18 protein-coding genes are annotated in these 22,832 nt (G+C 65.7%); 12 read left to right on the forward strand and 6 right to left on the reverse strand.

Annotated features, from left to right (window positions below; all coding sequences use genetic code 11):
• Nucleotides 1–76 precede the first annotated feature (76 nt).
• Both ACK5NO_RS09315 and ACK5NO_RS09320 read right to left on the reverse strand, forming a co-directional pair.
• Nucleotides 77–316, reverse strand: a complete 240-nt coding sequence (locus tag ACK5NO_RS09315) for an acyl-CoA carboxylase subunit epsilon (protein WP_416812397.1) — start codon at nucleotides 314–316, stop codon at nucleotides 77–79.
• A 13-nt stretch (nucleotides 317–329) separates the two neighbouring features.
• Nucleotides 330–1,919 (reverse strand): acyl-CoA carboxylase subunit beta, encoded by a 1,590-nt coding sequence (locus tag ACK5NO_RS09320; protein ID WP_416812398.1) that lies wholly within the window; start codon nucleotides 1,917–1,919, stop codon nucleotides 330–332.
• 34 nt (nucleotides 1,920–1,953) lie between these two features.
• Here ACK5NO_RS09320 and ACK5NO_RS09325 point away from each other — a divergent pair, with 34 nt between their 5' ends.
• From ACK5NO_RS09325 to glf, 8 genes are all read left to right on the forward strand, one after another.
• Nucleotides 1,954–2,826, forward strand: coding sequence for a biotin--[acetyl-CoA-carboxylase] ligase (locus ACK5NO_RS09325; protein ID WP_416812399.1), 873 nt, complete (start codon nucleotides 1,954–1,956; stop codon nucleotides 2,824–2,826).
• Nucleotides 2,827–3,207: 381 nt separating this feature from the next.
• A complete protein-coding gene (locus tag ACK5NO_RS09330; RefSeq protein ID WP_416812400.1) occupies nucleotides 3,208–5,574 on the forward strand; it encodes a glycoside hydrolase family 3 N-terminal domain-containing protein in 2,367 nt (788 codons plus the stop codon).
• Between the two features lie 109 nt (nucleotides 5,575–5,683).
• On the forward strand, nucleotides 5,684–6,094 hold the full coding sequence (locus ACK5NO_RS09335; protein ID WP_416812401.1) for a hypothetical protein: 411 nt from the start codon (nucleotides 5,684–5,686) through the stop codon (nucleotides 6,092–6,094).
• A gap of 163 nt (nucleotides 6,095–6,257) precedes the next feature.
• Complete coding sequence (locus tag ACK5NO_RS09340) at nucleotides 6,258–9,218, forward strand: glycoside hydrolase family 3 C-terminal domain-containing protein (protein WP_416812402.1); 2,961 nt, start codon at nucleotides 6,258–6,260, stop codon at nucleotides 9,216–9,218.
• A gap of 78 nt (nucleotides 9,219–9,296) precedes the next feature.
• Nucleotides 9,297–11,708, forward strand: a complete 2,412-nt coding sequence (locus ACK5NO_RS09345; protein ID WP_416812403.1) for a glycoside hydrolase family 3 C-terminal domain-containing protein — start codon at nucleotides 9,297–9,299, stop codon at nucleotides 11,706–11,708.
• A gap of 9 nt (nucleotides 11,709–11,717) precedes the next feature.
• A complete protein-coding gene (locus ACK5NO_RS09350) occupies nucleotides 11,718–12,467 on the forward strand; it encodes a hypothetical protein (protein WP_416812404.1) in 750 nt (249 codons plus the stop codon).
• 18 nt (nucleotides 12,468–12,485) lie between these two features.
• Nucleotides 12,486–13,502, forward strand: a complete 1,017-nt coding sequence (locus ACK5NO_RS09355; protein ID WP_416812405.1) for a glycosyltransferase family 2 protein — start codon at nucleotides 12,486–12,488, stop codon at nucleotides 13,500–13,502.
• Nucleotides 13,503–13,530: 28 nt separating this feature from the next.
• On the forward strand, nucleotides 13,531–14,670 hold the full coding sequence (gene glf, locus ACK5NO_RS09360) for a UDP-galactopyranose mutase (protein WP_416812406.1): 1,140 nt from the start codon (nucleotides 13,531–13,533) through the stop codon (nucleotides 14,668–14,670).
• A gap of 9 nt (nucleotides 14,671–14,679) precedes the next feature.
• Here the strand turns inward: glf and ACK5NO_RS09365 are convergent, their stop codons facing one another.
• The 4 genes from ACK5NO_RS09365 to ACK5NO_RS09380 all read right to left on the reverse strand — a co-directional run bounded on the left by ACK5NO_RS09365 (nucleotide 14,680) and on the right by ACK5NO_RS09380 (nucleotide 18,925).
• Nucleotides 14,680–15,981 (reverse strand): alpha/beta hydrolase-fold protein, encoded by a 1,302-nt coding sequence (locus ACK5NO_RS09365; RefSeq protein WP_416812407.1) that lies wholly within the window; start codon nucleotides 15,979–15,981, stop codon nucleotides 14,680–14,682.
• Nucleotides 15,982–16,104: 123 nt separating this feature from the next.
• Nucleotides 16,105–17,427, reverse strand: coding sequence for an ATP-binding protein (locus ACK5NO_RS09370; protein WP_416812408.1), 1,323 nt, complete (start codon nucleotides 17,425–17,427; stop codon nucleotides 16,105–16,107).
• Nucleotides 17,424–18,140: a LytR/AlgR family response regulator transcription factor gene (locus ACK5NO_RS09375; RefSeq protein WP_416812409.1), complete on the reverse strand. Its 717-nt coding sequence runs from the start codon at nucleotides 18,138–18,140 to the stop codon at nucleotides 17,424–17,426. The genes ACK5NO_RS09370 and ACK5NO_RS09375 overlap by 4 nt, the downstream gene beginning before the upstream one ends.
• A gap of 86 nt (nucleotides 18,141–18,226) precedes the next feature.
• The gene (locus tag ACK5NO_RS09380) at nucleotides 18,227–18,925 is read right to left on the reverse strand and encodes an SOS response-associated peptidase (protein ID WP_416812410.1); all 699 of its coding nucleotides are present in this window, start codon (nucleotides 18,923–18,925) and stop codon (nucleotides 18,227–18,229) included.
• A gap of 852 nt (nucleotides 18,926–19,777) precedes the next feature.
• Between ACK5NO_RS09380 and ACK5NO_RS09385 the strand changes: the two genes are divergently transcribed.
• The 4 genes from ACK5NO_RS09385 to ACK5NO_RS09400 are packed head-to-tail and all read left to right on the forward strand — an operon-like array spanning nucleotide 19,778 to nucleotide 22,800.
• Nucleotides 19,778–20,146: a hypothetical protein gene (locus tag ACK5NO_RS09385; protein ID WP_416812411.1), complete on the forward strand. Its 369-nt coding sequence runs from the start codon at nucleotides 19,778–19,780 to the stop codon at nucleotides 20,144–20,146.
• On the forward strand, nucleotides 20,127–21,014 hold the full coding sequence (locus tag ACK5NO_RS09390) for a hypothetical protein (protein WP_416812412.1): 888 nt from the start codon (nucleotides 20,127–20,129) through the stop codon (nucleotides 21,012–21,014). The genes ACK5NO_RS09385 and ACK5NO_RS09390 overlap by 20 nt, the downstream gene beginning before the upstream one ends.
• Entirely contained in the window at nucleotides 21,011–21,676 is a 666-nt protein-coding gene (locus ACK5NO_RS09395) for an ABC transporter ATP-binding protein (RefSeq protein WP_416812413.1), read from the forward strand. The genes ACK5NO_RS09390 and ACK5NO_RS09395 overlap by 4 nt, the downstream gene beginning before the upstream one ends.
• On the forward strand, nucleotides 21,673–22,800 hold the full coding sequence (locus ACK5NO_RS09400) for an FtsX-like permease family protein (protein ID WP_416812414.1): 1,128 nt from the start codon (nucleotides 21,673–21,675) through the stop codon (nucleotides 22,798–22,800). The genes ACK5NO_RS09395 and ACK5NO_RS09400 overlap by 4 nt, the downstream gene beginning before the upstream one ends.
• Nucleotides 22,801–22,832: the final 32 nt, after the last annotated feature.

Consider the following 22,832-nt stretch of genomic DNA (forward strand, 5'->3'; position numbering starts at 1 on the left):
AGCCCAAGGCGAGGCCGGCGCATCGGCCCTCCTCGCAGGCCGGCCCCTGGCCAGGCTGCCTTCAGCAGGCCGGGACTCAGCGCAGCGAGTGCCGCCACGCGGCATCGCCGCGTCCCAAGGGAAGTGGCGCGTGCCTGCCCCGCATGGACCGCGAGCGGTCCATCCACGCCGAGGTGGGCGCACCGGGAGAGTCGTCCCCCGCATCGGCCGATGCGACCGCGACCATGCCTGCGATCAGCGCCGCGAGCTCGGCATCATCGGGTGCGCCGCGCACGATCCTCATGCCGGCCGCCTGTTCGAACGGATCCTCACTCATCGCTGGCCTCCTGTCACAGCGGGATGTTCCCGTGCTTCTTGGGGGGCAGGGAGGCGCGCTTGGTGCGCAGGGCACGCAGCGAGCGGACGATGTGAGCGCGAGTCTGCGATGGCTCGATGACGGCGTCGACGTAGCCGCGGTCGGCGGCGTCGTAGGGCCCGACGATCTGCTCTTCGTACTCGGCAGTCAGTCGCGCGCGCTCGGCCTCGACGTCGCCGCCAGCCGCCTCGACCGCAGCCAGTGCGCGCCGCTGCAAGATGTTGACGGCGCCGCCGGCGCCCATGACCGCGATCTGGGCCGTGGGCCACGCGAGGTTGATGTCCGCGCCCAACTGCTTGGAGGCCATGACGATGTACGCGCCGCCGTAGGCCTTGCGCGTGATGACCGTCACGAGCGGCACGGTGGCCTCGGCGTAGGCGTAGATCAGTTTCGCGCCGCGACGGATGATGCCCTGGTGCTCCTGGTCGACGCCGGGCAGGAACCCGGGCACGTCGACAAAGGTCAGGACGGGAATGTTGAACGCATCGCACGTGCGCACAAACCTTGCCGCCTTCTCCGAGGCACTGATGTCGAGCGTGCCGGCCATCGATTGCGGCTGGTTGGCAACGATCCCCACCGAGTGCCCCTCGACGTGCCCAAAGCCCACCAGCACGTTGGGGGCAAACAGCGGCTGGATCTCGAAGAACTCGCCCTCGTCGAGCACCGTCTCGATGACGGTGCGCATGTCGTAGGGCTGGTTGTCGGAGTCGGGGACCAAGGCGTCGAGCGCGAGGTCATCGTCGGTGGGCGCGAGGTCCGCCTCGGCCTCCCAGGACGGCGGGTCCGCGAGGTTGTTCTGAGGCAGGAACTGCAACAGGTGCTGGACGTACTCGATCGCGTCATCCTCATCCTGCGCGAGGTAGTGCGCGACGCCCGAGGTGGCGTTGTGGGTGTGGCCGCCGCCCAACTCCTCGAACGAGACGTTCTCGCCCGTGACCGACTTGATGACGTCGGGCCCGGTGATGAACATCTGGCTGGTGCCGTCGGCCATCACGATGAAGTCGGTGAGGGCGGGGGAGTACACCGCGCCGCCCGCGCTCGGGCCCAGAATGAGCGAGATCTGGGGGATCACGCCAGAGGCGGCCACGTTGCGGCGGAACATCTCCGCAAACTGGGTGAGCGCCGCGACGCCCTCTTGAATGCGCGCGCCGCCGCCGTCGGAGATGCCGATGAGCGGCACACCCGTGCGTAGCGCGAAGTCCTGAACCTTGGCGATCTTCTGGCCATGCACTTCGCCAAGCGAGCCGCCAAAGACCGTGAAGTCCTGGCTGAACACCGCGACCTGGCGTCCGTCGATGGTGCCGTAGCCCGTCACGACGCCGTCCCCGTGAGGCCGGTTCGCGTCGAGCCCAAAGTTGCGACTGCGGTGCCGGCTGAGCGCGTCGAGCTCCACGAAGGAACCGAGGTCGAGCAGTTGTTCCACGCGCTCGCGGGCAGTCTTCTTGCCGCGGGGGTGCTGCTTGTCCTGAGCGGTCGCCTCGCGCTGGTCGACGGCCTCGTCGACCAGGCCGCGCAGGCGGTCGAGGGCGCCTGCGGTGGACTTGGTGGGCTTGATGTCGGACACGTTCCTCCCTATGTCTGCCCGATAGCCTAGCCGGGTGATATCGCCCTCGTCCGCAGCCGTGGCCCGCTCGCGTGAGCCCTTGCAGGCGCAGGCTTTCGCTCCAATCGTGGGGGCCAGCCGCCAGCTGTCGCGGCTCGATGTCCTCGCGACGTCTCCGTCGACCAACACGGCTCTCCTCAAGGCTGCGGCGAGCGAGCCAGGCGAGTGGCCCGCTTTCAGTGGGATCGTGGCCGACCACCAGACGGCTGGTCGCGGCCGTGCCGGCCGCTCGTGGGCGACGCCTCAGGGCGCTGCGCTCACTGTTTCCTTTCTGCTGCGCCCCTCCGTGAGCGCCGATGCGCTGGGCTGGGCCCCGCTCGTCGTCGGGTTCGCCACGGTGAGGGCTTTGCGCGACGCCGGCGTGGGTGCCTATCTCAAGTGGCCCAACGACGTAGTGGTCGAGGCCGGGGTGAAGGACATCCCCGGTTGGGGACGCTGGCGCAAGACGGTGGGTGTCTTGTGCGAGGTGGTGCCAGGCTCGGTGGAGTCGCCGGACGGCGCCGCCATCGTGGCGGGCATCGGCATCAACGTGTCGCAGTCACCTTCCGAGTTACCCGTGCCGCACGCCGCGTCCCTCGCGACGCTCGGTGCGACGGGACTCGACCGGGTGGCGCTGCTGCGCTCGCTTGCCGCGCATCTGCGGGATGCCGTCGCGGGGTGGGAGGGCGAGTCGGAGCATTTCAGTCTGCGCCCCGACATCGAGAAAGTGTGCGCGAGCATCGGCTGGGATGTGGAGGTCGACATGCCCGGTGGGTCGCTCGTGGTTGGCCGTGCGGTGGGTCTTGGCGCGTCTGGAGGCCTGCTCGTGCAGGCCGATGCGGGTGTCACCGAGGTGCTCGCAGGCGACGTGCGGGTGCGCCGCTCGTAGGCCACACGCCGCCCCTGCGAGGGTGTTTCGGGTGCCCTCGCGGAGGTCGCGCCGGGGCCTGACCTGCCTCTTTGTCGCCGCCGTAGGTCACAGCAAGGTCACGGCCAGGACTCGGCAATGTCACAGAACCGGACGCTTCCGACAGGTTGTGCGCCTTTCTCGACAGGTTGTGCTGATTACCTGAAGCGACCCCGAGCGCCCATGAACACTCGAGTGAGTTACTTCCTCTTCCGTCGTCGCGGACGCAGCCACTGGCAACAGCGGTTCTTCGGCCACGGCGCGGCCGAAGCGGTGACTGCCCCGGATGGCGGGGCGAACGTCTGGGCGCAGAGCGCGGCCAGTCGTCACATGAGGACGAAAGGGGACAGGCCAATGAAGGCCATGCCTAAGAAGGGAATCGCGGCGATCACCGGTATCGGACTCGCGATCACCCTCGCCGGATGCTCTGGAGACACGACCGAGGACCCGCAGCCCAGCGACACCCCCTCAGCTGAGGGGGCGTACACCACGCGTGAGGTGTCAGACGGCACCACCGACTTCATCGTCGTCGACAACCCGGGCGATGGCCCGGACCTGTCTTACTCCGCCGAGGGCGGCGTGACTCTCCTCGACGAGGAGATCGACGGCGCGACCTACGCGTTCAAGGACATGAACGGCAACGGCGAACTCGACACCTGGGAAGACTGGCGTGAAGAGTCGACCGTGCGCGCCGAGGCTGTTGCTTCGGAGATGTCGATCGAGCAGATCGCGGGACTGACGCTGTTTAGCTCGCACGAGAGCTCGCCCGGCGACGGTCTGACCGACCCGCAGAAGACGTACCTGTCGGAGTCGCACCTGCGTGCGGTCCTGAACGCCGCTGGCTCGGACGCCGACGCCACGGTGCCGTGGGTCAACGAGATGCAGGCCTACGTGGAGACCCTCGCTGCCGAGGGCACGCCTTACGTGCCCGTCAACTTCGCCTCTGACCCGCGTTCCACCGCAGGCTCAGGTGGGTACAACGCCGACGGCGTGGACATCTCGCGCTGGCCCTCGAACCTGGGTCTCGCGTCGACGTTCGACGCCGCGTACACCAAGCAGTTCGGCGAGATGGCCTCCGCGGAGTACCGCGCGCTGGGCATCACGACCGCGCTGAGCCCGCAGATCGACCTGGCCACCGAGCCTCGCTGGCTGCGCGTGGACGGCACCTTCGGTGAGGACGCGGCTGCCGCAGCCGAGCTCGCCTCTGCGTACGTCGACGGCTTCCAGGGCTCCGAGGGTTCCGACGAGTGGGGCAGCGAGTCCGTCAACGCGATGATCAAGCACTGGGCCGGTGACGGTCCTGGTGAGGGTGGTCGTGAGTCGCACACCGACGCCGGTAAGTACGGCGTGTACCCCGGCGACAACCTCGACGAGCACGTGTCCGTCTTCCAGGGCGCGCTTGACTCGGCTGCGATCATGACCTCGTACTCGATCTCGCTCGATGGCGAGGGCAACGCGCTGTTCGAGGACCGCATGGGCACCGCCTACGACAATGGCCTCATGGACGTCCTGCGTGGCGAGAACAACTACGAGGGCGTTGTCGTCACCGACTGGGGCGTCATGACCGGCGCAACCGACGAGGGTGCCTTCATCGGCACCGCGTGGGGTGCCGAGGCCATGACTCCCGCCGAGCGCTACGTTGCGGTGCTCGAGACCGGTCACGACATGTTCGGTGGCGTCAACGACGCCACTTACCTTCTCGAAGGTGCTGACCTGTGGCAGGAGCAGTACGAGGCCGGCGAGCGCGACATTGACGCTCTCACCCGCTTCCAGGAGTCAGGCGCGCGCATCCTCAACATGAGCTTCCAGGCGGGGCTCTACGAGGACTCGTTCCTTGACCCCGAGGAGTCTGCCGCGGTACTCGCGAGCGACGACAAGGTCCAGGCCGGCTACGAGGCGCAGCTCGCCTCGGCCGTCATGCTCAAGAACGACGGCACCATCTCGGCTGACACCGACTGGTCGGACAAGACCGTGTACATCCCGCAGTCGTACGACAACGGACTCCCCGGCCTGTTTGGCCCTGGAGAGTACACGCAGGGCGCGACGCTGGACCTCGAGGTTGCCGCAGAGTTCTTCGGCACCGTCGTGACCGACGAGGTGGAGTTGGACGACGAGGGCAAGGTTGTCTCGTACACCACGCCTGACCTGTCCGACGTTGACCTGGTCCTCGTGGGCATGGACAGCCCCAAGACGGGTACCGTGTTCGGCAACTCGGGATACGACTCCGAGACCGGCGAGTACTACCCGATGTCGCTCCAGTACCGCACCTACACCGCCGACGGCGACAACGTGCGCAAGACCTCGATCGGTGGCGACATCCTCGAGGACGGCACCAAGGAGAACCGCTCGTACTTCGGTAACTCCGTGACCCCGTCGAACGAGGCCGACCTCGACACCTTCGAGCGTGCCGTGGCCGCCGTGGAGGACTCGGGCAAGGACATCCCCGTGGTGACCGTGCTCAAGGCCAACAACGCGACCATCCCTGCCGAGTTCGAGGCTGACTCCGACGCGATCCTGGTCGGCTTCGGCATCAGCGACCAGGCCCTCATCGACGTGGTGACTGGCGGATACGAGCCCTCGGGCCGCCTGCCGATCCAGTTCCCCGCCGACATGGACACGGTCGAGGCTCAGCTCGAGGACGTCGCGAAGGACATGACGCCCTACACCGACGCCGCAGGCAACGCCTACGACTACGGCTTCGGCCTGAACTACTCGGGAGTGATCTCCTAAGGAGTAGCACTTTGACAGCCTGGGCGTGGTCGGCCACCCGCCGGCCACGCCCAGGCCTCACCCACAGAGCCGGAGGACCTCCGTGCTCGATCACCACAAGGAGTAAGAGATGAACACTAAGAAGATGCGGGCTGGCGGCCTCGCGGTCCTGATCGCCGCCACCGGAGCCTTCGGACTCACCGCGTGCTCGAGCGACGACGGCGCCGGCTCGGAGACCGAGGTCACGCAGGACGTCAACATCGACGTCGCTGACGACCTCAACGGCGCTCGTCAGGCCGTCGAGGACGCCCTTGCCGACGACCCGAGCTGGACCCAGGTCATGCTCGCGGGCGACGTCGACCAGCCCACCCAGAAGTACGGCCTGCTGGTCATGCCGTTCGTGCAGTCCGACGCTGCGGCCCGTGTGACCGGAACGGTCAACATCGACGGTGGCAAGTACGTCATTGAGGCCGAGTCGGCAGCGACCGGCCAGACCTGGCAGATCGACCAGGACGGCAAGATCACCGAGGTCACCGAGTAACACTCGGTTCCTTCGGGCCACACGTGTGGCTCCCCGCCCCCCGATGGTTGGGGGCGGGGGCCCACCCCCCGAGAGCTGCTCCGGGCATCGCACCCGTGCGAGCGGCCTCCCTCAAGTTTCTTCATCCATCCGCCCCGCTTCACCTCACTGAAGGAGATTTGACGTGAACGCTCGAGCACAGAAGGGCTCCGGTACCGCGAAGGTCCCGATGTCCAACCGGAAGTACCTGTCGATCTGGATCCCCGTGATCGCGCTGATCGCCGTCATCACCCTGGTGGCGAACATGGGCCTGGTGATCGCGGGCGGCTGGGTGGCCTCCCAGTTCGGGTCCGGCACCTACACGTTTACCAACTCGGAGGAGTCCGAGGGTTGGGACACCGAGTACTACTCCGCCGACTACGACTCGATTGAGGACGTCGACGCAGCGTCGCTCGAACTCGTCGAGGAGATCGGCGCGGGCGGCATGGTGCTCGCTAAGAACGAGAACAACACGCTGCCGCTGGCCTCGGGCTCTGCGGTGACCATGTTGGGTCGCGCTGCGGCTGACCCGGTCTACGGCGGCTCGGGCTCGGGTTCGGTGGACACCAACTCGGCAGTCGACCCCCGCACGGGTCTCGAGAACGCCGGCTTCTCGATCAACGAGGGCGTGTACGACACGATCGACGCCTACACCGAAGAGGTCAAGCGCGGGCACATCGAGATGGACGTGCCGGAGAAGTCGACCTACACCATTGGTGAGCTGCCCGTCGAGGACTACGAGGCACAGCAGTCGACGTTCTCGTCGTACGGCGACGCTGCCGTGATCTTCATTGGCCGTCCCGGCGGTGAGGGCGGTGACCTCGCGCAGGACATGCTCGACATCGCCAACCCCGACAACGTGGACCCGCGCGCCCTCGAGGGCGAGCACCAGCTCGAGCTCAACCAGGACGAGAAGGCCATGATCGCCCTCGCCAAGGAGAACTTCGACAACGTGGTGGTCGTGGTCAACGCGTCCACCACCATGGAACTGGGCACGCTGCAGGACGACCCGGAGATCGACTCGATCGTCCTGGCCGGTTCGCCCGGCGCCACGGGCTTCAACGCCCTGGGCAAGATCCTCAGCGGTGAGGTCAACCCCTCTGGTCGCACCGTCGACACGTGGGCCGCCGACTTCACGGCCGACCCCACCTGGAACAACTTCGGCGAGTTCTACTACTCGAACATCGAGGCTTCTTACCCGGTGTCCGCGACTGAGGCTGCGACCTCCAACGCGACCGTGACGACCGACGCTCCGTTCGTCAACCACGCCGAGGGTATCTACTTTGGCTACCGCTACTACGAGACCGCGGCGCACGAGGGCTTCATCGACTACGACGAGGCTGTGGTGTACCCGTTCGGTTACGGACTGTCGTACACCGACTTTGCGTGGAGCGTGCAAAAAATCTCCGAGTCCGACGGCACCATCACCGCTGAGGTCGAGGTGACCAACACCGGTGACGTGGCCGGCCGCGACGTGGTGGAGCTGTACTACTCGGCTCCCTACACTCCTGGTGGCATCGAGAAGTCCGAAGTCGTCCTGGGTGGCTTCGCGAAGACCGGTGCGATCGAGCCGGGCGCGTCGGAGACGGTCACCATCGAGATGGCCGTGGAGGACATGGCGTCCTACGACTACCTCGACAACGCTGCTTATGTGCTCGAGGCTGGCGACTACGAGATCACCGTTCAGTCCGACTCGCACACCGTTGCTGAGGGCACCGAGCCCTTCGTCTACACCGTCGACTCCGACATCGTGTACTCGGGTGAGAACCACCGTTCCTCGGACCAGACCGAAGTGACGAACGCCTTCGACGATGTGTCGGCTGGCTTCACGACGACCGGTGAGTCCGACAAGATCCAGGTGTTCTCGCGTGCCGACTTCGCGGGCACCTTCCCCACCGCTCCCACCGACGAGCAGAAGGTGGCGTCCGAAGCCACTGTCGAGGGCTTCGCGGCCTGGGATGCCGAGGCCGAGGCCGACGCGTTCGAAGGTGACACTCCGACCTTGGGTGCCGACTCGGACCTGACCCTGATCGACATGCGCGGTCTGGCGAAGGACGACGCCGCATGGGATGAGCTGCTCGACTCGCTGACGATCGGCGAGATGACTGACATGCTGCTCAACGGCGCCTACCAGACGGCCCCGATCGGTTCGATCGCGAAGCCTCAGACCCTCGAGCCCGACGGTCCGGCCGGCTTCTCGTCGTTCATCAACTCGTCGATCAACGGCACCGCCTACCCGTCCGAGGTTCTCATCGCGCAGACCTGGGATGTGGAAATCGGCACCAAGATGGGTGTGATGCTCGGCAACGAGGCGCTCTTCAAGGGCATCAACGGCTGGTACGCCCCTGCGGTCAACATGCACCGCTCGCCGTTCGCAGGCCGCAACTTCGAGTACTACTCCGAGGACCCGCTGCTCAGCGGCAACATGCTGACCGCCGTCGCCAACGGCGTGGGTACCAAGGGCGTGTACACGACCATCAAGCACTACGCGCTCAACGAGCAGGAGACCAACCGTGTGAACAACGGTGTGGCCACCTGGGCGACCGAGCAGGCCATCCGTGAGGTCTACCTCAAGCCCTTCGAGATCGGTGTGAAGAACATCGAGATGACGGTGCCGTACCTCACGGACGACCAGGGAACGGTCGGGGAGACGACGATTGGTGCCGCGGGCATCATGAGCTCCTTCAACCGCGTGGGTGCGACGTGGGCTGGTGGTTCCGAGGCGCTCATGGACACCGTCCTGCGTGACGAGTGGGGCTTCGAGGGCTTCGCCATCTCGGACTTCAACCTCTACCCGTACATGAACCCCAATGAGGGCATCAGTGCTGGTACTGACCTCACGCTGACGTTCCAGCCGTCGAAGTCCTTCGACGACACGAGCTCGGCAAAGGCCGTCACCGACATCCGCAACTCGACCCACAACATCTTGTTCTCGGTCGCGAACTCCAACGCGATGAACAACTTGGCACCCGGAGCGACGGTGGACTACACCCCGCCCACGTGGGTGGTGCTGCAGATCGGCATCACGATCGCCGTCGGCGTGGGCTTGGCCGGAGCCACCTTCATGGTGATCCGTCGGGTCAACCGCCACAAGGCAACCAAGTAGCCCGAGAACCAGGACTTGCGGCGGCGGGCCCCACCCCCTCGCCCGCCGCCGCAACCACCCCTCGCAAGGAGACCCCTCATGACCGCCAACCTCACCCCTGTCGAGAAGGCAGCACTGCTCAGTGGCGAGAACATCTGGCAGTCGCGTGCGTTCCCCCACGCTGGCATCCGCTCGCTGTTCCTCGCTGACGGCCCGCACGGAGTGCGCAAGCAGACGGGATCAGGCGACCACCTTGGCATCGCGGCCTCGCAGCCGGCGACGTGCTTCCCGACGGCCGCGACCGTGGCCAATAGTTGGGACACGCGCCTGGCACAGGAGGTCGGCGAAGCCTTGGGTGCCGAAGCCGCATCGCAAGAGGTTGACGTCTTGCTGGGACCTGGGCTGAACATCAAGCGCTCGCCGCTGTGCGGACGCAACTTCGAGTACTTCTCCGAGGACCCCTACCTCGCGGGTCACTTGGCAGCGGCATACGTCCGTGGCATCCAGTCGCAGGGCGTCGCGGCAAGCCCCAAGCACTTTGCGGCCAACAGCCAGGAGCTTCGCCGGATGGCATCGGACTCGGTGGTCGACGAGCGCACCCTGCGCGAGATCTACCTCACGGCCTTCGAGATTCTGGTCCGCGAGGCGTCTCCTCGGGTGATCATGTCCGCCTACAACAAGATCAACGGCGAGTACGCCCACGAGAACGCCCATCTGCTGACCGAGATCCTCCGTGACGAGTGGGGCTTTGACGGCGCCGTCATTACCGACTGGGGTGGCGGCAACAATCCTGTCGCGGCCATCAAGGCCGGTGGCGGGCTGGAGATGCCCTCGCCCGGCCTCGCGTCGGTCCCCGCGATCATGGACGCGCTCGCCAGCGGCGAGCTGTCCGAGGCCGACCTCGACGCACGGGTCGACGAACTGGTCCGGCTTGTCGAGTGGGTCGATGGGGGCAAGGCACGCCCCGTCGACGTCGACGCTCATCACGAGCTCGCACGCCGTGTGGCCCAGGAGTCCGCAGTGCTGCTGCGCAATGAGGGCGACATTCTCCCGCTCGCGCCCGGCACGCGAGTCGCCGTCATCGGCGACTTCGCCCACACGCCCCGCTACCAGGGTGCGGGTTCGTCCCTGGTGAACGCTACGAAGGTGGTCTCCGGACTGGAAGCCTTGCGCGCCAGTGACCTTGATGTGGTGTCGTACGCCCAGGGCTTTGAACGCGACGGCAGTGCAAACGACGCGCTGGCCCTGGCCGCTGTCGACGCCGCGATCGGCGCCGATGTGGTGCTGCTGTACCTGGGCCTGGACGAGGTTGCTGAATCAGAGGGCAAGGACCGCTCTCATCTGGCACTGCACCCGGCTCATGTCGAACTGCTGTCCAAGTTGCGTCACGTCACGGACAAGATTGTGGTGGTGCTGTCCGCCGGGTCTGTGGTGGAGATGCCGTGGCTCGAGCAGACCGCGGCGGTGCTGCACGGCTACCTGGGGGGTCAGGCCGGTGCCCAGGGCATGGTCGACCTCTTGACGGGAGCAGCCAACCCCTCTGGGCGTCTGGCCGAGACCTACCCGCTGTCACTGGCCACGAGCCCGACCGCCGGCGCCTTCCCGTCGCCCGTAGGTAGCGCCGAGTATCGCGAGGGCCTGTTCGTGGGCTACCGGTACTTCGCCACTGCCGGTGTCGACGTCCGCTTCCCCCTCGGGTTCGGCCTTGGCTACACCACCTTCGACTTCGACGACCTCTCGGTGACCGCGTCGGGGGCCTCCTTCTCGGTGAAGAACACCGGGGAGCGCGAGGGCGCAGAGGTGGCGCAACTGTACGTGCGCCGGCTCACCGACGGCGTGATCCGGCCCGCTATCGAACTCAAGGGCTTCACTAAGGTCCACCTCGCTGCGGGTGAGAGCGCACGCGTGACGTTGGCGTTCGATGAGTACACGTTCCGCCACTTTGACACCGATGCCGATGCGTGGGTGGTCGAGGAAGGTGACTACGAGATCATCGTCGCCACGTCGAGCTCGCACCATCGACTGACCGGCACGCACCACGTGGAGGGCGTCGCTGCTCGCACCCCTGACCCGGCGCTCGCCGCGTACGCCACCGCCGACGTCATGGCGGTCAGCGACGAGCAGTTCGCTGCGCTCCTGGGACGTCCGCTGGCCGCTGCGCAGTCGGCGGACCTGGGTATCAACGATCCCTTGCGTGCCATGCACACGGCTTCCAGCCCGCTCGCGCGGTTCGCGGCGAAGGTGCTGCGCTCGCTCATCGACCGTTCGGAGCGCAAGGGCAAGCCCGACCTGAACCTGTACTTCCTGTACAACATGCCGTTCCGAGCGATCGGAAAGATGACCAACGGCATGGTGTCGCCCGAGATGGTCGACCAGATCGTCCGGATCGTCAATGGTCACTTCTTCCGCGGAACTGGCGCGCTGGTGGGTGCCTTCTTCCGAAACCTGTCAACGTCGCGACGGCTGCGGCGCGAGCTGGAGGCGGCTGCTGCGGCAGCTGCAGCCAAGTAAGGAATAGTCATGTTTGCTGCAATCGCTTCGTGGTGGAAGCGTTTCGAGGAGCGCCACACGGGTACTGCCCAGTTCCTCATGTTCTTCGTGTTCTCCAACGCCGTGACGGTGTTGCAGCTGGTGCTGATGCCGGTCTTGCGCGACTGGTTCGCCAACACGAGCCTTGTGACGACCGACTTCCAGGTGTTGCCGGTGGGCTCGAACGTCGACGGCTCCCAGTACTTCATGTTTGACTACCCCGCCGGTGAGATCTCCGACGGCGGTGGCGGTGGCCTGGCGTACTTCCTCGCCGTCCAGATCACCCTCGCTGTGGCGCAGATCATCAACTTCTTCCTGCAGCGCAACATCACCTTCAAGTCCAACACCTCGCCGTGGATCGCGGCCATGTGGTACTTCATCGCCTACGTGGTGATCACGTTCGTCGCCGCAGCGGCGCAGGGCTTCTACAAGGAGCCGGTCTACTCGTTCTTCATGGACACGCTTGGTTGGGGCGCCTCTGGTGAGACCACAGCAGACGTGGTGACCATGATCATTAACTCGGCCATCTCGTTCTGGGTGTTCTTCCCGATCTTCAAGATCATCTTCAAGCGTGTTCCCGACGAGGCAGCCGTCGAGGGCGCCCAGGCCGAATCCGTCGCAGCTGAGGTGGCTGGCGGGGACGCCGTGGAGGGTTCGGACGTTAAGGTGGCGGACGCGACCACTGCCGCACCGACCACCCCCGCACCGACCACGACCTCGCAAGGCCCCGAAGGCCGCTGAGCCCAAGGACCGATACCCATGAAGACGCTGAGTGTGGTGGTTCCCGCCTATCAGGCGGAAGGCTGGATCGAGCGGTGTGTTGACTCCCTGCTGGTGGGAGCCGACGACCTCGAGATTCTCATCGTCAACGATGGCTCACGTGACGCCACGGGTGCGATCGCCGATCTGTACGAGGCGACCCACCCGGGCGTTGTGAGGGCGATCCACAAGCCCAACGGCGGCCATGGGTCGACCATCAACGTGGGTATCGACCTTGCGCAGGGCACCTATCTCAAGGTCGTCGATTCCGACGACTGGGTGGACCCCGAGGCCTTGAAGGCTCTGCTGGAGGCGCTGCGCGGCCTGGCCGACACCGCCGAGCCAGTGGACCTGGTCTTCAGCAACTTCGTCTACGAGAAGGTGGGACGGCGCTACGCGCGCGCCGTGCGCTACCGCAACGTGCTGCCGCGTGGCCGGGTCTTTGGCTGGGAGGACGTGGGGCGCTTCCGCGCGAGCCAGTACCTCATGATGCACTCGCTCGTGTACCGCACGGACGTGCTGCGCGAGTGCGGCTTGCGTCTTCCCGAGCACACCTTCTACGTCGACAACCTCTACGTCTATGAGCCGCTGCAGCACGTGAAGTCCATGTATTACCTGGACGTCGACCTCTACCGGTACTTCATCGGACGTCCCGACCAGTCGGTCAACGAGGCCGTCATGATCAAGCGGATCGACCAGCAGCTCAAGGTCAACAAGATGCTCGTCGACATCGAGGTCAGCCCCTTCGATGTGCCACCGGCGCTGTACCGCTACCTGCTCCACCACCTGCGGATCGTGTGCGTGATCTCCTCGACCATGCTGCTGAGGTCGGGCAGGGACGAGGACTTCGCACGTAGGGTGCAGATGTGGCAAGAGTTGCGCTACGACGATCCGCTCGTCTACCGAGCGTTGCGGCGCTCGGCCATGTTCCAAATCGTGAACCTGCCGGGCAAGCCGGGGCGCAAGGTCTCCTCGGCGGCGTATCGCGGCGCGGTCTGGGCACTGCAACTGAACTAGTAGGTCGCATCGGCCGCAAGGAGGCGTCATGACCGACCTGGTGGTCGTCGGAGCGGGCCTGTTTGGCCTGACTGTTGCCGAGCAAATGGCGCAGCGCGGCCGTCACGTGACGATCGTGGACCGGCGTGAGCACATTGGAGGCAACGCCTACTCCGAGACCGATCCGGACACGGGCATCGAGGTGCACCGCTACGGCGCCCACCTGTTCCACACCTCGAACGCGCGGGTATGGGAGTACGTCAACCGGTTCACCGCCTTCACGGACTACGAGCATCGGGTCTACACGACGCATCGCGGCGAGGTGTTCCCGATGCCCATCAATCTGGGCACCATCAACCAGTTCTTCCGCACAGCCCTGGGCCCACAGGCCGCTCGTGAGCTCATCGCTCAGCAGGCGGGTGAGCTGGCAGGCCGCACGCCGGGCAACCTTGACGAGCAGGGCGTGTCGCTCATCGGCAGGCCTCTGTACGAGGCGTTCATCCGCGGCTACACCGCCAAGCAGTGGCAGGCAGACCCTCGCGACCTGCCCGCCTCTGTCATCTCGCGGCTGCCCGTGCGCTTCACCTACGACAACCGCTACTTCTCCGACACCTGGGAGGGGCTGCCTGTCGACGGGTACACGGCGTGGTTCGAGAAGATGGTGGACCACCCCCGGATCGAGGTGCGTGTGGGGGAGGACTTCCTGAGCGCCGATGCGCCGGTAGGCCGGGCGTCGACGCGCGGCCAGGTGCCGGTGGTCTTTACCGGTCCCGTGGACCAGTACTTCGACTATGGCGAGGGCGAACTGTCGTGGCGAACCCTCGACTTTGAGTGGGAGGTGGTCCACGAGGGTGACTTCCAGGGAACCTCCGTCATGAACTATGCCGATCAGGACGTGCCGTATACGCGCATCCACGAGTTCCGGCACTTTCACCCCGAACGCGCGTACCGCACCGATCGCACCATCATCGCGCGCGAGTACTCGCGCGCGGCGGTGCGCGGTGACGAGCCGTACTACCCGGTCAACACCCCCGCGGACCGTGCTCGCCTGGAGAGGTACCGGGCGTTGATGGCGGCCGAACCTGACGTCCACTTTGGCGGGCGACTGGGCACCTACCAGTACCTCGACATGCACATGGCGATCGCCTCGGCGCTGTCGCTCGTGGACAACGCGCTCGCGGCGGGTTAGCCCGCCGCGCTACTGGGCGAACTGGGACGTCGACAGGAAGTCCCCGAGCATCTGCCTCCACACCCACCACGTGTGGCCGCCATCGATCATGAGCGTCGAGACCTCGGCCCCGGCAGTCGCGGCCGTCCCGGCCCACGCTTCGTAGGTGGCGGGAGTGGCCACCAGTTCGTCCTGAAGGCCGGTGCCTAGGTGCACGCGGTCGACGGCGCCCAGGCCAGCCAGTTGCGCCTGGGACAGGCTCGTGGGATCCACGGGGGCAACCTGCGCGGGGGTCGACCAGAGCCCGAACTCGCAGAACTCTCCAGGGCGATTCAGCATGAGGTGTTCGGCGAGCTTGGCGCCCATGGATAGACCGGCGAAGGCGCGCTGTTGGCACGCGGTGGTGACGTTGAAGCGCGCCTCCACGGTGGGGAGCACGTTGTCGATGAGGTCCGCGGCGTACAGGTCGAAGAAGTCCGGGTCCTCCATGCCCGATTCCGACAGCCCCATGAAGTTCGTGGTGACGACCACGGTCGGTTCGATGACGGATTCGGCGATGGCGTGGTCGAGCTGGGTGGCGGCGCCGCCTTGCGTCCACCAGCCAGTCTCGTCATCGCCTGCACCGTGGGACAGCACGAGCATCGGGTACGGGCGTGTGCGGTCAGGGTCGTAGTCCGCAGGGAGGTACACACCGAGCTGGTGCTCGCCCGCAGGATCGACCGCGTCCGGGGAGTCGTACGTGATCGTGTCGAGGGTTCCCCTCAGCTCGGCCGATGCGGGGACCTGGCCGCTGGCAGCGTACGTGGGGTGGTCGGGGTCGACGGGGACGTAAACCTGTGACCACGCCTGCCCCACCCCATCCGTGGGGCTCAGGGTGGGCACGTTCGCGGGGTCGGCCGCCACGGCGCACGTGTGAATGAAGTCGCACGGCGCGGTCACGAACCCGTAGTTCCACATGCCTGCCGGAATTGCCATGGTGAGTTCCCACACGCCGTCGTCATTCTGGGTCATCTGCGCCAGGTCCTGGGCTTGCGGTGAGGCCGACACGTCTCCTGGCAGCCACTCGTCGCCGAGCCACGACTGTTCCGCCCCCATGACCGACACCAGATCGGGGGTCGTGAAGTACAGGTCTCCCGCGAGCCACACCTGCTCCGCCTCGTCGTCGGCGTAGCGGAACGTCACCTCGTAGCCGGTGGGGGACGAGCCGGTTGCCGTGACGACGGGGCCAGCCACGACCTCGCTGTCACCCGCCGCATCGGCGCTGCAGGCTGCGAGAGTGAGCGTGCTCGCGACGGCGAGCGTGACGACCGACAGGCGGGCGCGATGAGCCATGGATCCTCCTTGACCGGGCACGAGGGCGCGAGACTTCCCCAGTCAAGCGCGGGTGCCGGGCCGCCGCGTGCAGACCGCACGGAATGCCGCTATGCGCGCACAAACTGGCGCGCGCGCGGGTGGCTAGACGGGGTCCGTGGCGGGGATGGGAAGCAACACCCGCAGCACAAACCACCCGTCTTCGACCCTGGCGGTGAGTGAGCCGCCGTAGGTCTCCGCGGCAGAAATCATGTTCTTGAGGCCGTAACCGTGGTGGCGAGCGTTGCCCTTGGTGGTGGCGGGCAGCCCGTGAGCGAGCTTCAAGGTGCCCCCGAAGTAGTTCTCGACGCGCACCATGGCGAGTGAGTCTTGGCGGTAGATCGCGACGCGGATCAGGCGTTGCTGTGGGTCAGGCAGATCCGCTACGGCCTCGATGGCGTTGTCCAGGGCGTTGCCGATGATTGTCACCAGGTCCATGACGTCGACAAAGGCCACGGCTCGGCCGTCTGCTACCACGGTCATCATGATGCGGAAGCGATCTGCCTGCTGCTTCTTGGCCGTCAGCATGGTGTCCAGCACGGCGTTGCCGGTGTCGAGCGTGGTGATCTCGTAGCCGCGAATCGACTGCTCAAGCTCGTCCATGTGGCGGGCGCGTTCCGTCGGATCAGCCTCTGCGCGAATGGCATGGATGTAGTGCTTGAGGTCGTGATACTTGCGGTTGACCTCCTCGATGTCGTGCTTGGACTGGAAGAACCGCTCGCGCTGGTTGGACAGCATCATCGACACCGTCGCGACCTCTTGAGCGCGGTACAGTTCGAGGCGTTGGCCACGCAGCGCGAACAGGATCACAAAGCCGCACAAGTCAACGAGGGTGCGGATGTAGAACACCTCGGGATCGAGCCGGCCCGAAAAGGGGGTCGCCGTGGTCACAAATGACAGGTTGGACATCAGGAAGGTGACGGTGGCGACGCCGATGACGCTGATCAACGTCCGCGCGTCGATGGGCAGCGGCAGGTCCTTGGGGAAGTGCTTGCGCTCGGCGATGTGGGCCGCAGAAAACACCCCCGCGTAGATGCCGGCCAAGAGCACGAACTCAAAGCTTGACCGGTTGTCGATGCCGTAGAAGAACACATGCAACTGCCACTCAAAGGATGCGACGAGCTCGGCGAGCACAAAGGCACGCGCCGTGAGGTCGCCCGCCTCCCCCGGACGCACTTGGGCCGTGAGCACAATGAAGCCGTACATGGCCCCGACCGCGAGCGCCATCCCCACCGTCCACAACGCGATGGGAAGCGTCTCGGCAAACTCCTGGACCCCGACCAGCACGGGCAGGGCAATCGCGCAGATCGTGACGGTGGGCCACTTACCAAAGCGGGGCCGCATGAGCAGGATGTACACCAGGCAGGCCGACCACTCGGCTATCCCGGTGAACAGCCGGGGGATATCCGGTAGCGCCTCGCCGATCATCCCCGCGCTCGCTGGTCGACGTAATCCGTCAGGGCGTCGAGGAAGCCCTTGCGGCGTGGCCGCGACACCACGAGGTCGGTACCGCCGGTCATCGTGCAGTCCGTCGCGCCCACCGAGGTGACGTGGCGCAGGTTGACCAGGTAGCAGTTGTTGGAGCGGTAGAAGCCCTTGCCTTCGAGCTCCTCTTCGATGGCCTTGAGCGTGCCGGAGAACACATACTCGGCGTCCAGGGCGTGCACGGTGATGCGGTGCTTGACTGACTCGACGTACACGATGTCGGAGGTGGACAGGCGGGCCACCCTGCTGCCCACGTTCAGCATCACCGTGTCGTCTTCCACGCGTCGCAAGCGCGCCAGCGAGCGGGTGAGTTCTTGCGCGAAGGCGAAGTACGGCACGGGCTTGACCAGGTAGGACAGCGCGTCCACCTCGTACCCCTTGATGGCGAACTGGGCCATGTTGGTGACGAAGATGATGATGACCTCGGGGTCGATCTCGCGAATGTGATGCGCGGCGTCAAACCCGTCTATGAGGGGCATCTCGACGTCAAGAAAGAGGATGTCGAACTCAGGGCGGTAGCCGTTGACGAGGTCCTTGCCGTCGGGGAACTCGGCGATGTCAAACTCGACGCCGTGCTCGTGTGAATACAGGGCGAGGTGGTTCAGCAAATCAGTGCGGTTGGACTCGACGTCCTCCGCAATACCGACTCTGATCACGTTGCTCCTTTGTGGCCGACGGGCCGCTCTGCTCGCGACCTTCATCCTACCGAGGGGCCTCTAGGACCCCGCCGCAAGAGGCCCGCCTACGCGGGCTCGACGTTCGCGGGGCCGTTGTTGCGGGGGCTGCCCACGGCCTTGTGGACGGGGTGCCAGGCCAGGTCGGGTGCGGGCATCGCGATGACGTCGAACAGCGTGCCTTGGTCGGTATCGCGAGTCAGCCACGCATCGAGCGCGTCACGCGTGAGCATCACCGGCTGACGGTCATGGATGTCACGCATGTCGCCGCGTGCGGCGGTGGTCAGGATGGTCGTGGTGACGAGCCACGGGGCATCCTCGCCCAGGGCCTTGTCCTTCCAGAACTCGTACAGCCCCGCGAAGGCGAGCGGGGACTCGTCGGCGGGGTGGATGTAGAACGGCTGTTTGCCCCCCTCGTCCGTACGCCACTCGAAGTAGCCGCTCGCGGGAACGACGCATCGGCGCTTCGCGAATGCGGTGCGGAAGGACGGCTTGTCCGCGACCGTCTCCGCGCGGGCGTTGATCATGCGCGCGCCCACCGACGGGTCCTTGGCCCACGACGGCACCAATCCCCACGCTGCCGCCTCGAGCCTGCGGCCGGGGTCATCGTCCTTGCCGGGCACCACGATTGCCACCTGCTGGGTGGGCGACACGTTCCAGTTGGGCTCGAACAGGCGCGGCTCGTCGGCGACCGCCGCGATGGCGAAGTGGTCGATGAGTTCTTGCTCGGCCAGGAAGTTCGCGTAGCGCCCGCACATGTCTCTCATGGTGCCACCGCGAGGCACTTGTGGCCTAGGCATGGCGGCGTGAGCCCGGCAGGCCAATGGAAGGAGAGTCACGCCGATCGGAACGATTCAATTGGGGGCGCCGGATCGAGAATGTGAGATCCCCGATTCAATCGCATTTTTGTGCTTGACGGAAAGCGCGGGAGCGGACCATAGTTTCCACAGGCGCCACAGGCGCCACCGGAAAGACCCTGGGTGTCGGCTCTTTCGTTCTGCAAGGGGGACAACTTGTTCTATAGACGCCCAACCGCCGTTGCCGTGGCAGTACTCGGTATCGCGCTGATGGCAGCGCCGTCGCCGATGCTCTCGACAAAAACGGCAACTTCACGGCAACGTGTGACCTCAAACTGAGCACGGACTACTACAGCGACGGTAAGTACTACAACCACGCCGCATACGGGACCGTGAAATTGACGAATCGGTCGGACGAGACAGTTGTCCAACGTGTCTACTCGTCCAACGGCAATCCCGTTGATCCATCCACCAAGGCGTCGGGGAAGACTTCCGAGTGGAAGGGTGTGAAGGCAGGCAACTACAAGGTCCACGCGAAGATCGCCAGCACGACCAATTGCAACGGTTGGGCGCCCGGCAATGGGAACCTGGACTACCGCTACACCATCACGTTCTAAGAGGTTCACGGGACCGGCCCCGCCAGGGCCGGTCCCGTACGTGGTCGAAACGAAAAGGGAGAGAATGCGCGCTCAATGGTTGACGATGGTCGTGGCCCTCGTCATAGTTGCTGGAGTCACGGGATGCTCAGACTCAACGTCGGATCTGGGGAGTCGAGCGCTCAGCCCGTCGTCGGCGGCGTACGCCGGGCTACCGTACGAAGTGGTGCAAGAGCGGCTCTCTGACCCAGCCTTCTTGGAGGCGCTCGAATCGACCTTCGCCCCCGCGGAGTGGGAGCGCGTCGTGCAGGAACAGGTGGCGGTCACGGTGTTTTGCCGTGCCGAGTTTGCGGAATACCAGGAGTGGATCACCGAAGGTGTGCGCCCCGAAATGCCGGAGTACCCTGCCCCCGATGTGCCTGCGGACATGTTCGAGGAAGACATGGCGGCCTTCACGGAACCGACAAGGATCGCCATCGACTCCGGTGACCCAGCCCAACTCAAGGCGGATCTCCTGGCAGGGGCGGCATGCGGCAACTACCCGGTCGAGATTGGTTCAAAGGAGACTATCGCCGATGCGCTCGCTGAGGGTTAGTGCCGCTGTCGGTGCAGGTCTGCTGCTCGGAGGCTGCACCGGCACAGACTCGTCAGTGATCGATGACGGGGCGGACGCGGCCCCGTCCGTCACCACCCCGGCACCGGGCGACGCGACCACCAGAACGGTCTACCAGCGCGACTTCTCGCTGAGCTACAAGCTGGAGGCGGTCACCGCAACCTCAGACGGCGTGGTGATCGTGCTTGCGCAAGGCCTCGAGTGGGAGGCTATCCCAGAGGCGACGCACGTCACAGCGGGCCAGACGATCGGCTCCACTCAGGTGGACTCGCAGGCCCGTGAGCAGCTCGAGGGTGCCGAGGAAGGTGTGCGCATTGCCGCCGCGCAACTCGCCGCACTTGAGTCCGAGGCGGGCGCGGTGACCGCGCCCGCCTCGGGTCCGCTGACCGCAGACGAGGCCGGCGCCACCATCGCGGTCTCGGGCGTCGATGTCACAGTGGAACTCACGGGCATCCAGCGACTTCGCCTCGAGTCTATGGCGATCCACGGCACCGCGAGTGTGGAGACCGTGGTGGGACAGCGCGACATCGCTTGTGCGGCATTGTGGGTGGAGGATGCCTCGGACGTTGACGGTGCGGCCGGCACGTTGCATTGCCGTCTGCCAGCGACAACGCAAACTGTCGCTGGCCTGCGTGCGACCCTCAAACTGGACAGCGACGTGATCGAAGATGCGCTGGTCGTGCCCGACAGCGCGCTTGGAATGGACGACGACGGATACACACTCACACTCATGGACGACGGCGACGAAGAAGTGGTTCCTGTCGACGTGGGTCCCAGCGATGGCGTCATGCGCGTGATCCTCACCGACGTGCCTGTCGGTGCCACGGTCATCCCGCCGGATGAGTCGTGATCGGCAAGGTGAGTGTGCCCGCTGTTGCTGAACTCGATCATGTGGGCGTCACCTACCAGAGCCCCGCAGGGCAAGTCCACGCGGTTGACGACGTCTCACTCAGGGTGGATGCAGCGAGCTCGCTGGCAATAGTCGGGCGATCAGGTAGCGGTAAGTCCACACTTGTCGGCGTGCTCGGCCTGATGAGGACACCAACCTCAGGTTCCGTCACCGTGGTGGATGCACACCTCCCCAGGTACAGGAGGGTGGGGATGGTGTTCCAGTCATTCCACCTGGAACCGCACCTGACTGCCGAAGAGAACTGCATGCTCGCGTGGTTCTGCGGACGCTCCCATATGTCCAGGAAGGCTGCGCGCGAGCGAGCACGGGGGCTGCTGGCCGATCTTGGCGTGGGCCGCCTCAGCGGGCGCGCGGCCGGTTCTATGTCCGGCGGAGAGAGGCAGCGCGTCGCAATCTCGCGGGCGCTCTTTGGCGAGCCAGCACTGCTGATCGCCGACGAGCCGACTGGCAACCTCGACGAGGACAATGCCGGTCACGTGCGGGACCTCCTGTTCGGGTTGCCCGCCAGTCAGGGGACCGCAGTGGTCGTCGTCACCCACGACCGAGCGGTCGCCGATGGGGCGCAAAGGAGGATCGAACTGTCGAAGGGCAGACTGCAATGAAGGTGTCGCGCCTGGTGGCGCTCCTGATCCGCCGTTCGCCCTTCCGGGCAATGATGCTGGCTGCGCTCATTGCCGTGTGTTCCGTGGTGTTCAGCCTGGTATCTGAACTGTCCCGGGTATCCACAGAAGGGCTCGACGCAGCCATCTTTCAGGACAACGGGTACCTGGGTACCTACAGTGTCTCCCTCGCGGGTGTCCCCCTCACGATCGAGGACCAGTTCGACGTTGTGGACCGTGCCGCCGAATCGCTCGACATGAGCGTGTGGCGCTACAGCGAGGTCCTCCCCGAGGTGGAGAGCGAGTGCCCGCCGTTCGATCAGGTCGGACGGCGAAGCCTTCAAGTCATGTGGGAGCGGCCAGGGGTGCCTGCGGAACTTGACTTCGGGCACATCGAAGGGGTGAATGCCGAATGGTGCATCGACGGCCAGTCGATCCCCAAGGATGCGCTGTTCGCACCTTCGTCGGACGAGGAAGCCATCTATGGCGCGCAGCTGTACATCGACCCCGCCTACGCGAACCTCGTCGCGCTCAGTACCACTGATCCGATCACCTATGGCTTCTACGTGGTGTCAGGGCGGGAAGATGACCAGGTCGACGCATTGCGTTTTGCTGTCCTCGACGAGGTCGCGTCGCTCGCCGAGGCGTCGGGCTACGCGCCGAGTGTCGTTATCGGTCGGGTTGACAGCGCCGAGGTCAACGTGCGCGACGCCGCCGACGGCATCGCTCTTGTCTACGATCTGATCCGCTGGGGTGTGCTGCTTCTCGCGGGCCTCGCACTCATGACGGTTCAGATGCTCAGTGCCCGCCAGCGCGGCTGGTTTCAGGGGCTGCTCATTGCGCTAGGCGCTGGTCGAGCGCGCGTGGTGGCCTTGGTGGCGCTCGACACCGCGATCGTCGCCGTCGCGGGGCTTGTACTCGCGGTTATCACTCTGGGCGCGCTCAGCGATCCCGTTGCGTCGTTTGCCGAGCAGTCGCTCCAAGTGCAGGCCCGCAGCCTTAGTGCAACGTCGTTGGTGCCGCTCGGCTTCGGCATCGCCAGTGTCGCGGCCATTGCGGCAGTCGGCCCAGCCCTCATGGTCGTCAGGCGTGACCCCTTGGCGGTGTTGGAGGCGCCGCGAGACTGAAGCACGCGACGGCCGGCTACGCGGACTGACGC

This window comes from Demequina sp. (assembly GCF_047975725.1).
Taxonomy (GTDB): domain Bacteria; phylum Actinomycetota; class Actinomycetes; order Actinomycetales; family Demequinaceae; genus Demequina.

What these genes read in the sequence shown, in the direction of transcription:
- ACK5NO_RS09315 (WP_416812397.1), bottom strand. Translation starts at nt 316, where the DNA reads ATGAGTGAGGATCCGTTCGAACAGGCGGCCGGCATGAGGATCGTGCGC.
- ACK5NO_RS09330 (WP_416812400.1), top strand. Translation starts at nt 3,208, where the DNA reads ATGCCTAAGAAGGGAATCGCGGCGATCACCGGTATCGGACTCGCGATC.
- ACK5NO_RS09335 (WP_416812401.1), top strand. Translation starts at nt 5,684, where the DNA reads ATGAACACTAAGAAGATGCGGGCTGGCGGCCTCGCGGTCCTGATCGCC.
- ACK5NO_RS09345 (WP_416812403.1), top strand. Translation starts at nt 9,297, where the DNA reads ATGACCGCCAACCTCACCCCTGTCGAGAAGGCAGCACTGCTCAGTGGC.
- ACK5NO_RS09350 (WP_416812404.1), top strand. Translation starts at nt 11,718, where the DNA reads ATGTTTGCTGCAATCGCTTCGTGGTGGAAGCGTTTCGAGGAGCGCCAC.
- ACK5NO_RS09355 (WP_416812405.1), top strand. Translation starts at nt 12,486, where the DNA reads ATGAAGACGCTGAGTGTGGTGGTTCCCGCCTATCAGGCGGAAGGCTGG.
- glf (WP_416812406.1), top strand. Translation starts at nt 13,531, where the DNA reads ATGACCGACCTGGTGGTCGTCGGAGCGGGCCTGTTTGGCCTGACTGTT.
- ACK5NO_RS09365 (WP_416812407.1), bottom strand. Translation starts at nt 15,981, where the DNA reads ATGGCTCATCGCGCCCGCCTGTCGGTCGTCACGCTCGCCGTCGCGAGC.
- ACK5NO_RS09370 (WP_416812408.1), bottom strand. Translation starts at nt 17,427, where the DNA reads ATGATCGGCGAGGCGCTACCGGATATCCCCCGGCTGTTCACCGGGATA.
- ACK5NO_RS09380 (WP_416812410.1), bottom strand. Translation starts at nt 18,925, where the DNA reads ATGAGAGACATGTGCGGGCGCTACGCGAACTTCCTGGCCGAGCAAGAA.
- ACK5NO_RS09390 (WP_416812412.1), top strand. Translation starts at nt 20,127, where the DNA reads ATGCGCTCGCTGAGGGTTAGTGCCGCTGTCGGTGCAGGTCTGCTGCTC.
- ACK5NO_RS09400 (WP_416812414.1), top strand. Translation starts at nt 21,673, where the DNA reads ATGAAGGTGTCGCGCCTGGTGGCGCTCCTGATCCGCCGTTCGCCCTTC.